Raw genomic sequence first — 10,327 nt, forward strand, 5'->3', positions numbered from 1 at the left:
CTACCTTATTTACGGAATGGGAAATTGAAAGCCGCTAATAAAGCCTGACCTTCTTCATCACTTTTCGCTGTAGTGGTGATAGTAATATCTAAACCACGCACACGATCTACTTTATCGTAGTCGATTTCAGGGAAAATGATTTGTTCACGAACACCCATACTGTAATTACCACGACCATCAAATGACTTAGCGTTTAAACCACGGAAGTCACGGATACGTGGAACAGCGATAGTAATCAATCTTTCAAAGAATTCCCACATACGTTCACCACGTAGGGTCACTTTGCAACCGATTGGATACCCTTGACGGATTTTAAAGCCTGCAACAGATTTGCGAGCTTTAGTTACTAAAGGTTTTTGACCGCTGATTGCTGCTAAATCCGCTACTGCGTTATCTAACAGTTTTTTGTCGGTCAATGCTTCACCCACACCCATATTCAGGGTAATCTTTTCGATTCGTGGGACTTGCATGACAGATGAGTAGTTGAATTTTGCTTTTAATTCATTAACTACTGTATCTCTGTAGTAATCATGCAGTTTCGCCATCACATTACTCCAGTTAATTAAATAGTTTTCTCGTTAGATTTGAAGAAACGTACTTTTTTACCATCTTCAAATCTAAATCCTACACGGTCAGCTTTATTTGTTTCAGGGTTAAAGATCGCAACGTTTGATACGTCAATTGCTGCTTCTTTTTTCACTAAACCGCCAGCCTTGCCTAATGCAGGAACTGGTTTTTCGTGTTTAGTTACGATATTGATACCTTCAACAACCACTTTACCGTTTGGTAACACTTTAGTTACCTTGCCACGCTTACCTTTATCTTTACCGGTAAGAACGATCACTTCGTCATTTTGACGGATTTTAGATGCCATTTTTCACTTCTCCTTACAGTACTTCTGGAGCTAAAGAGATGATCTTCATAAACTTCTCAGAACGAAGTTCACGAGTCACAGGTCCAAAAATACGAGTACCGATTGGTTGCTCAGTGTTATTATTTAAAATTACACAAGCGTTACCATCGAAGCGAATAACAGCGCCATCTGGGCGACGAACACCCTTCTTGGTGCGCACCACAACTGCTTTTAACACATCACCTTTTTTTACTTTACCACGTGGAATTGCTTCCTTCACGGTAACTTTGATGATATCGCCGATAGCAGCGTAACGACGGTGCGAGCCACCTAGAACCTTGATACACATTACGCTACGAGCCCCTGAGTTATCAGCAACATCCAGCATAGTCTGTTCTTGGATCATATTAGTGCTCCGTTAAATAAAAAAAACACCCTTTCGGGACGAATCTACTTGCCCTATGCAAATAGGGTGCGAAATATATCACAAATATCGCACCCTAATCAAGCAGATTTTAAGCAATTAACAAAAAGCTAACTACATCTTCTCAGCTGTCTTAATGCCTAACAAATCCAACCCTTGTTTTAAGGTTTTCGCCGTTAAATTAGCTAATTTTAAACGGCTGTTTTTCACATTTTCCTCCGCATTCAAAATTGGACAAGCCTCATAGAATGAAGAGAAAATGCCAGCTAATTCATAAATATATTGGCAAAGTACGTGCGGTGTCCCGTCTTTTGCCACTGTGGATACCGCTTCTTCAAATTGCAGTAATTTAACCGCTAATGCACGTTCTTTTTCTTCATTGATCGCAATGTCGCCAACAACGCTGTCAGCGTCAATCCCCGCTCGGCTAAAAATAGAACGGATACGGGTATAAGCATATTGCATATAAGGTGCAGTATTGCCTTCAAAACTCAGCATATTGTCCCAGTCAAACACATAATCAGTCGTGCGATTTTTCGCAAGGTCAGCATATTTCACCGAGCCAATGCCCACCGCTTCTACCACTGCACGCAATTCTGTTTCGCTCAATGCTGGATTTTTCTCACGAATCAATTTTTCCGCACGCTCTTCGGCTTCATCAAGCAAATCCACCAGTTTTACCGTACCACCTGTGCGAGTTTTAAATGGCTTACCATCTTTGCCTAGCATCATACCGAAGTTGTGATGTTCAAGGCTGAAACTCTCTGGCACATAACCTGCTTTACGGGTAATTAACCACGCCTGTTGCATATGTTGGCTTTGGCGAGTGTCTGAGAAAACTAATGCGCGGTCTGCGTGTAAAGTATGGAAACGATATTTTGCGGCTGCAATGTCAGTGGTGGTATAAAGGAAGCCGCCATCTTTTTTCTGCACGATCACACCCATAGGTTCACCTTCTTTATTTTTAAATTCATCAAGGTAAACCACCAACGCCCCATCATCTTCCACCGCTAAGCCTTGTGCTTTCAAATCTGCCACAATTTCAGGTAACATTGGATTGTAAAGGCTTTCACCCATCACATCGTTTTCGGTGAGCGTCACATTTAAGCGTTCATAGTTACGTTGGTTTTGGCTCATTGTCATATCCACAAGCTTTTTCCACATTGTGCGACAATACGCATCACCACCTTGTAATTTCACCACATAACCACGCGCTTTTTCGGCAAAATCGGCATCGCTGTCATAATGCTCTTTCGCAGCACGGTAAAAAGCTTCTAAATCGCTTAATTCCATTGCGCTGGCATGTTCGTTTTCCATTTTTTCAAGATAAGCGATAAGCATACCAAATTGCGTTCCCCAGTCGCCCACGTGGTTAGCACGAATCACATTATTGCCCATAAATTCCAATGCACGCACTACTGCATCACCAATAATGGTTGAACGCAAATGCCCGACGTGCATCTCTTTTGCTACGTTTGGCGAAGAGTAATCCACCACGACAGTTTGTGGATTTGCTGTTTTTATGCCGAAATTGACCGCTTGTAAGGCTAAATCTGCATTCTGAGCCAACCATTGTGGTTTTAAGAAAATGTTAATAAACCCCGGCCCAGCAATTTCTAGTTTCTCTGCGATATCGGATAAATCTAAATGTTCTAAGGTTTTTTGTGCAAACTCTCGTGGATTTAACCCTAATTTTTTCGCAGCACCCATGATACCGTTAGCTTGATAATCACCAAATTGCACTTTACCAGATTGACGCACTAACGGCTCAACATCATTTGCCGCCCCTGCTGCAATCATTGCCGATTTTACTTTTTCAGATAAAATATGCTGAATATTCAAAATAAATTCCTAATTTTAACAAGTGAAAAATGCCGTCTATGATACAAGAAAATGCAGATTTTTCCCACAAATTGACCGCTTGTTTTGGTAATTTGGCTGAATTTGAGCAGAAAATTCAACAAATCGCTGAAATTTGTAGCATTGATTTAAGCCAGTTTGAAATCGATCATCTTGCAGTTAGAATGAATCAACTTGAAACTGCAAAAATATGGCGAGAAATGTTATTAACCGATGCGACAATTTTAAAAGAAAGCGAGGTGAACGGTCGCCCTATCGGATTATTTATCCTCAATCAACCACCCATGTTTTGCGAACAATCCGTATCTATTATTGAACTCCCTTTTCCCAAAGGCAAAACTTACCCACAAGAAGGCTGGGAACATATTGAGATTGTCGTACCTATGCAGGAAAATGAAAGTGTGGAGCAGTGGATTGAACGTTGCTGCAAGCGGTGGAATTTACAAGAAAATTTGCAAATTCATCTAAAAATTAGTCAGCCTCAGGTAGCAGGGGAATTATTGCCAAACCCAAGTATTGCCATTTCGCTTAATAAAGAATTTTATAATTTCTGCGCGCTAAAATTACATCCTTATTCAATACAAGAAATTTGTCGGCAAAATTAATTTAAACGCTGCAACTAATTACAATAATTCTTGTCTTAAACAATCGCATTGTGTTATAAATAGCCTGATATTTTCTAGTTTTGGGCGTCCTTAACTCTATTGGAGAATAAAGAATATGAAAAAATTTGGATTAGCTGCGGCATTAATGGCAAGTTTAACTTTAGCTGGCTGTGCAAATACGGATATTTACAGTGGTAATGTTTATCGCGGTGACCAAGCAAAAGAAGCCCGTTCTATTAATTACGGTACTATCGTTTCTGTACGTGAAGTAAAAATCCAAGCGGATAGCTCTGGTGCAATTGGTACAGTTGGTGGTGGCGTACTAGGTGGTATTGCTGGCTCAACTATCGGTGGTGGACGAGGCTCAGCAGTAGCAAGTGCAGTAGGTGCAATTGCTGGTGCAATGATCGGTAGCACAGTAGAAGAAAAAGCGAATCAAGTTTCTTCATTAGAAATGGTAATTCGCAAAGATGATGGACAAGAAATCGTTGTCGTTCAAAAGAAAGAGGACGGTTTTGTTCCTGGAAAACGTGTTAGAATCGTAGGCTCTAGCTCCGATCTCAACGTTTCCCTTTTATAATTATTAACCTTTTAAATTTAAGGAAACACAATGAAAAAACTTTCTCTTGTTGTATTAATGGGCGCTGCATTGGCGGCTTGTACTCAGGATGTTTACTCGACAAAAGGCAATGCAACAATTTTATCGAGCAAAGATTTATCACCTGAAGTTGTTGAATTAGTTGTACAAAAAGACAACGGTGAATTAGTCACCATGACTCGTAAATATGATGCTCACGCCGCTGTAGGCGCGCGTGTGAACGTGACTGACGAATACAACCATGAAGATGCAGATTTAAAAACAATTCATCGTTACGAATTTAAATAATCTTGTCTTTAAATCATAAGCCCCGACTCTGTTCGGGGTTTTTTCTATTTCATTATATAGCTACGTATTTGCAAAATATTGCCCTAAACCGACCGCTTATTATGAATACCTTACGCCATAAACTACCATTATATTGGTTAAATGCTAATCTTATTGGCACATTGCCTATCTTTTTTGCCGCCAACCTCGCTGCATTCGTTATTTGGCAACTTAATATTTCACAACATACTATGCCACTTGTACTCGGCATTATTGCCGCTGGTTTATCTGACTTAGATAATCGCCTTACAGGTCGAATTGCAAACCTACTATTTACCTTAATTGCTTTTGCGATTTCTTCACTTAGCTCACAGCTTGCGCTTACACATAGTTGGTTATTTATCCCCTTGATCACAATCATTACTTTTATTGTCATTATGCTAGGCGCAATTGGGCAACGCTATAGCACTATTGCATTTGGTACTCTGCTTGTGGCTATCTATACTACGCTCAGCTACACGCCAGATGTCGCTTGGTATTCAAATACACTATTGATTTTATTTGGCACCCTAATTTATGGGCTTGTGGCCGTTATTATTTATCTACTTTTCCCAAACCGAGCTGTACAAGAAAATATGGCGCAATACTATGAAGCACTGAGCCAATATCTACAAATTAAAGCCGATTTTTTTGATCCTGATGACACAGACAATCTACCGCAGAAGCAGCTTGCCCTCGCTAAAGCGAATAGCATCGTGATGAGTACATTAGACAAAGCACGAGTCTCACTTTTTTACCGCTTACGTGGGCAACACCGCCATTTAAGAACACAGAAAATGTTACGCTATTTTTTCACCGCACAAGATATTTGGGAACGTGCAGGTTCAAGCCATTCTGAATATCAAAAACTTTTTGATGGCTGGCAAAATAGTGATCTTATCTTCCGCCTACAACGCATTCTGGAATTACAAGCCATAGCCTGCCAACAAATTGCCAGCGCATTACGCCATAACACTGTTTATACACATAATACTCGTGGTGAAAGAGTTCTTGCGGGGCTAGCCCATTCCATGACTTTCCATAAACAAAATAAAGCTCAACAGCTACATAAACTACAATCTATTATAGATAATCTGCGGCATATTGAAGGACAACTTTCCCAGCTAGAAAATCATACGCCTAATGGCAAAAAATCAGTAAAATCAGCCCGCTTGATCGCTGAAAATGTTTCAGGTTGGCGTAATATGTTGCAAGCAGTGCGAAGCCAATGTCATTTTCGCTCACAATTATTCCGCCATGCCGTACGCTTATCCATAGTGGTTTTTATCGCCAGTTTGCTCGTTGAATTCTTCCATATAGAACAAGGCTATTGGATTTTACTCACCGCTATTCTTGTGTGTCAGCCAAATTATTCTGCTACCAAAAAACGCCTTATCCAACGGATAATCGGCACAATTTTAGGGGTGATCGTTGGCATGTCATTGCGTTATCTCTCGCCAACGTTAGAAGCACAATTGGGCATTATTGTGGCGTCAAGTACGCTGTTTTTCTTGTTTCGTACAAATAACTATAGCTTCTCTACTTTTTTTATTACAATTCAAGTTCTAGTCAGTTTTGATGTTGTCGGTTTTGGCGCAAATAGCGCCATCTTACCCAGAGTATTCGACACACTACTTGGCGCTGGCATTGCTTGGATTGCTGTGGCTTATTTGTGGCCAGATTGGAAGTACCTCAATTTACAGCAAAATGTGGCAACATCTTTACAAAGTTGTGCGACATATTTACGACACATTATCGCCCAGCTTCAATTCGGCTATCGAGATCTCTTTAGCTATCGCATCGCACGGCGTGCTGCACAAAATGCTGCGGCAGCATTAAGCACCGCAGTCTCTCATATTACAGAAGAGCCAAAAAAATACTCTAAAACGCTTACCATTGCGCCGACATTACTAGGGCTCAATTACACATTGCTCAGCTATATTTCAGCACTGGCCGCTCACCGCCAAGAAGGTGCAGAGATCAACCAACATATTGATTTTGCCAGCGCATTTTTCAAACAGAGCAAATTAATTGCAATTATTCTGGAGAGAATTGCTCAGCAACAAAATTGCCACACTGAAATTGAACAAATAGATCAACAAATTAAGCAACTTGAACAAACATATAAAACACAGTTAAATGCACAGTCGCTAGTCTTAATACAGCAACTACGACTGATTGTGCAGTTACTACCACAATTTGCAGAATTTAATGAAAAAATACCCGCTTGATAGCGGGCATTCACGGTTAGGTTGTAAGGTATGTTTTCAACAGCGGCATTTGCGCGGTTGCATCTCTTATCCCGAGCTCATACATTGCTTGGATCTTCTTGGGGTCATTTTCTAAACGTTTTATCGCTATCTTTTGTGACGGACGCAAAACAAAAATATCACCTTGTTCACCCAATTGATTAATTTGTTCAATACGCTGATTATAATCAGCGTAGCGATTATTCATCGTGTTTACTAAATTAGGGTATTTACCATAAACCAATTTATTTAACCACTGCAAAGCAGGTGCTTTACGATAATCAGCAGGACGCGTTAAAACTACAATAATTTTGTCAAAACCAAGCTGTTGGCAAAAATTTAAAGGTATACTATCGGCTTCTGCACCATCAAGATATTTTTGCCCATTAACTTCAACCATCTTAGAAAAGAAAGGGAGTGCTGAGGTTGCTCGTAATGTTTCCATTTGTTCAAAGACATCGTGAATTTGATGATACTCTGCTTTGCCGGTTGATACATTAGTAAGCGTAGCATAAAAGGGGATTTTTGATTGCTTAAATGTCTGATTATCAAAAATATCTAGCTTGAATGGCACATCGTAAAAAGCGAAATCTCGCCCAACTACATTACCCTCTCGTAACCAATTACGGAACCCAATATAGCGCGGATTAGTAAGAAAACGTAGGTTATAACGTAATGCCCGCCCACGTTGTTTTGACGGGAAATTTACCCCAAATAACGCGCCAGCAGACACGGCAACAATGCCGTCAATTTGAATAGCTTCATCTAAAAATACATCCAGCACTCCTGCGGTAAACATCCCCCGCATCGCGCCGCCTTCTAGTACTAAGCCTACTTTTGCCATTATTTGAGATCCCTATCATCTACGCCAACCAATAAATAGTTACCATTAATATCTGCTAAACTACGAAAGCCAATATTAAAGATCTCGCAAGCTTTATTACGATTAATTGGACGGTAATCAAAATTATCGTGGTGATGACCATGGAATATTTTCTTCACCCCCATTTTACGCGCCAGTTGATTAATTACGGAGAATCCTTGTGGATGCGGACGCGGTGCCTCATGAGTAATCAATATATCGGCTTGCTGCTGTTCCAAATTTTCAATATCTGACGGAAAAATAGAGGAACGATGGCGTAATGGAACACCGCCTCGCCAAATACGCTCCTGTGGACAATATTGACAATAATGGATTGGATCAAAAAACATTGGGCGGTGAGGAGGCATCCAAATATGCCCGCGGAAAACGCCACCTAACCCTGCAATTTTAACCCCTTGGATATCAACGACTCGGCTATGCAGATTACGCTGTTTCCATTCTGATCCCCAAATTGCATCAAACGCCTGCACTGTTTTACTATCATGATTACCATGGATAAACCAAATATCACAGTGCTGCGCCAGTTGGTCTAACTCACCTGGCGTAGTTAGCTGCAAATCGCCTAAAATGACTAAGGCTACATTTTCCTGCTCTTGCACAAAGGGGTAAAGATGAGCGTAACTTCCATGTGGATCACCCGCAAACAGTATCATTCTTTCTTCTCGTTATCAGTTTTAAATGTCAATGAAATTGGCTCTTCATTCAAAATCGCTTCAATAATCTGTTTAGTTTGATTATAGCGATCTAAATAGCTCGGCGATTCAATTTCGATGTAAGGCACTTTATATTTCTCCAGCAATTTTTTTAACAACTGCTGAAATGCCTGACGTTGCTTCTGCGAACCAAGACTACGTAAGCCGTCATCCACCCATTTGGTATTATTTGACAACAAAATCGTCACATCAAACGGATACTCTTTGATCATAGAATCTAAGAACGGATGCGCTTTACCCTCATATTGGATACAAAATGCCTGAGTCGTAATATAGTCAGTATCAATAATTGCCACTTTATGGGCTTGTTTCATCGCAAAATCAACATAACGTTTATGCCCTAATGCCATTTGCGGGTAATCTGAATATTGCATCGCTTGCTCATTTCCACCAAGCTGCTCAAAAACAAACTCTCGCCCATATTCCCAAGCTGAGGTTGTATTAAACACATTAGCTAGTTTACTAACCAATACACTCTTACCACTGCTTTCTCCACCTAAAATGGCGATTGTTTTTACAAAAAACGGGCGAACCTCTTTCGGAATAAAACGCCAGTATTGGAAAGGATTATTACGAATTTTCGTCGCAGAAACATTAAACGAACTTCGCTCTGGATCAACCAAATGAACTTCTAAGCCAAGATATTGCTCATACGGTACTTTATCTTGTATTTCACTGCTAAAGACAATGCTAGGCTGAATATTCTTTTCTTGAAACAATTCTTTTACCCGATTTGCCCAGCCTTCCCAGCCATTCGGATAGCTTGGAATACCGTCTTCATTTAAATGATGAATAATGATCTGCTTTTGTTGATATTTAAAAATCTGCTGCATCCAACGTAGCCTATCTTCGTTGGTCGGCATACGTTTCATTTTACTATCGTGGAAGAGTTGTAAATCGCGCTCAGTATCGGTACAAACCACAACATGTAGCATATCAACTTTGCTAAATGCCTCGTAGATCATATTGATATGCCCTGTATGCACCGGATAAAACTTCCCAAAAATCACACCAACACGCAAAGAAGGCTCATCAACAATCTCCAACGTCTTATGCAAGGCCTGTAGCTTTGCGGCACTCGGATTTTTAATTTTCCCACTTACCAGCTGGTTAAAGTAGGCTCGAGTAACGCCTGCTTGCTGACAAATATCGTTTACTTTTAAATTAAGCTGTTTACGCTTGTGTTGAAGATAAGCAAAATTAGACATGATTCCCCCAAAAACTCAGTTTAAATGATAGGCTAAAAGAGTGGTTTTATCAATGGACAATGTATAGTGGATCGTAGATAATGCCCGCCTTTTGGAAACTTCACTAAACATTTTGCTATGGCGTTACTCATCACCCACAAATGCACAAACTGCGACATGTGCGAGCCGGAATGCCCCAATCAGGCTATTTCGATGGGAGAAGAAATCTACGTTATTGACCCTGCACTCTGCACTGAATGCGTTGGACACTACGAAACGCCAACCTGCCAGAAAGTTTGCCCGATCAATAACTGCATTATTACCGATCCCGAAAATATTGAAAGCGAAGAACAACTTTGGGAACGGTTTGTATTAATTCATCACGCAGATAAACTATAAACAACAAGCGGTTATTTCTTACTAAAGTTTGGCAAAAAATCGTGTAATATGAGAAGCTTGTACAGCCATACTGGCATGAATATCGATTATACCGCCCATAAAAAAACGGAGAGCCTAAGCTCTCCGTTTTCGCTTATTTATCTTCTTTTGGCGAAATTACCATTGATAACCTACACCAACAGAACCACCAAAGTCTCCACGGGTATTCGCATTACCTTGTAGTTTCAAGATAACTTTACCGTTGTCGCTT

Annotated in this window: 13 protein-coding genes; 5 read left to right on the forward strand and 8 right to left on the reverse strand. The window is 40.4% G+C overall.

Translation table 11 applies throughout. From position 1 onward, the window contains the following. Nucleotides 1–5: 5 nt before the first annotated feature. The 4 genes from rplE to argS all read right to left on the reverse strand — a co-directional run bounded on the left by rplE (nucleotide 6) and on the right by argS (nucleotide 3,119). Nucleotides 6–545 (reverse strand): 50S ribosomal protein L5, encoded by a 540-nt coding sequence (gene rplE / locus EDC51_RS06975; protein WP_025216414.1) that lies wholly within the window; start codon nucleotides 543–545, stop codon nucleotides 6–8. A 17-nt stretch (nucleotides 546–562) separates the two neighbouring features. Beyond that, nucleotides 563–874 (reverse strand): 50S ribosomal protein L24, encoded by a 312-nt coding sequence (gene rplX / locus EDC51_RS06980; RefSeq protein WP_015433440.1) that lies wholly within the window; start codon nucleotides 872–874, stop codon nucleotides 563–565. Nucleotides 875–887: 13 nt separating this feature from the next. After that, on the reverse strand, nucleotides 888–1,259 hold the full coding sequence (gene rplN, locus EDC51_RS06985) for a 50S ribosomal protein L14 (RefSeq protein WP_005711998.1): 372 nt from the start codon (nucleotides 1,257–1,259) through the stop codon (nucleotides 888–890). Nucleotides 1,260–1,391: 132 nt separating this feature from the next. Then, a complete protein-coding gene (gene argS, locus EDC51_RS06990) occupies nucleotides 1,392–3,119 on the reverse strand; it encodes an arginine--tRNA ligase (protein WP_131928532.1) in 1,728 nt (575 codons plus the stop codon). A gap of 38 nt (nucleotides 3,120–3,157) precedes the next feature. On the opposite strand from argS, the gene EDC51_RS06995 reads away from it, so the two are divergent. The 4 genes from EDC51_RS06995 to yccS all read left to right on the forward strand — a co-directional run bounded on the left by EDC51_RS06995 (nucleotide 3,158) and on the right by yccS (nucleotide 6,877). Beyond that, nucleotides 3,158–3,742, forward strand: coding sequence for a VOC family protein (locus EDC51_RS06995; RefSeq protein ID WP_131928540.1), 585 nt, complete (start codon nucleotides 3,158–3,160; stop codon nucleotides 3,740–3,742). Between the two features lie 115 nt (nucleotides 3,743–3,857). Continuing rightward, nucleotides 3,858–4,322: an outer membrane lipoprotein gene (locus tag EDC51_RS07000; protein ID WP_025289881.1), complete on the forward strand. Its 465-nt coding sequence runs from the start codon at nucleotides 3,858–3,860 to the stop codon at nucleotides 4,320–4,322. A 30-nt stretch (nucleotides 4,323–4,352) separates the two neighbouring features. After that, nucleotides 4,353–4,628 (forward strand): hypothetical protein, encoded by a 276-nt coding sequence (locus EDC51_RS07005; protein WP_015433444.1) that lies wholly within the window; start codon nucleotides 4,353–4,355, stop codon nucleotides 4,626–4,628. 101 nt (nucleotides 4,629–4,729) lie between these two features. Beyond that, complete coding sequence (yccS, locus tag EDC51_RS07010; RefSeq protein ID WP_131928541.1) at nucleotides 4,730–6,877, forward strand: YccS family putative transporter; 2,148 nt, start codon at nucleotides 4,730–4,732, stop codon at nucleotides 6,875–6,877. Nucleotides 6,878–6,893: 16 nt separating this feature from the next. Here yccS and EDC51_RS07015 read toward each other — a convergent pair whose 3' ends face one another. From EDC51_RS07015 to nadR, 3 genes are read right to left on the reverse strand one after another with little or no spacing between them, the layout of a single operon-like run. Next, nucleotides 6,894–7,739: a patatin-like phospholipase family protein gene (locus EDC51_RS07015; protein WP_125135234.1), complete on the reverse strand. Its 846-nt coding sequence runs from the start codon at nucleotides 7,737–7,739 to the stop codon at nucleotides 6,894–6,896. Then, nucleotides 7,739–8,431: a metallophosphoesterase family protein gene (locus EDC51_RS07020; protein ID WP_015433447.1), complete on the reverse strand. Its 693-nt coding sequence runs from the start codon at nucleotides 8,429–8,431 to the stop codon at nucleotides 7,739–7,741. The genes EDC51_RS07015 and EDC51_RS07020 overlap by 1 nt, the downstream gene beginning before the upstream one ends. Further along, nucleotides 8,428–9,699 carry a multifunctional transcriptional regulator/nicotinamide-nucleotide adenylyltransferase/ribosylnicotinamide kinase NadR gene (gene nadR / locus EDC51_RS07025; RefSeq protein ID WP_015433448.1) on the reverse strand — a complete coding sequence of 424 codons (1,272 nt, stop codon included), beginning with the start codon at nucleotides 9,697–9,699 and terminating at the stop codon, nucleotides 8,428–8,430. Before nadR ends, EDC51_RS07020 begins: the two co-directional genes overlap by 4 nt. 117 nt (nucleotides 9,700–9,816) lie before the next feature. Here nadR and EDC51_RS07030 point away from each other — a divergent pair, with 117 nt between their 5' ends. Further along, nucleotides 9,817–10,077, forward strand: coding sequence for a YfhL family 4Fe-4S dicluster ferredoxin (locus EDC51_RS07030; RefSeq protein ID WP_025266713.1), 261 nt, complete (start codon nucleotides 9,817–9,819; stop codon nucleotides 10,075–10,077). A 156-nt stretch (nucleotides 10,078–10,233) separates the two neighbouring features. On the opposite strand, the gene EDC51_RS07035 is transcribed toward EDC51_RS07030, so the two are convergent. Beyond that, on the reverse strand, nucleotides 10,234–10,327 hold a 94-nt coding region (locus EDC51_RS07035), incomplete at its 5' end, for a YadA-like family protein (protein ID WP_170169275.1).

The organism is Bibersteinia trehalosi, assembly GCF_004346205.1.
GTDB classification, from domain to species: Bacteria; Pseudomonadota; Gammaproteobacteria; order Enterobacterales; family Pasteurellaceae; genus Bibersteinia; species Bibersteinia trehalosi.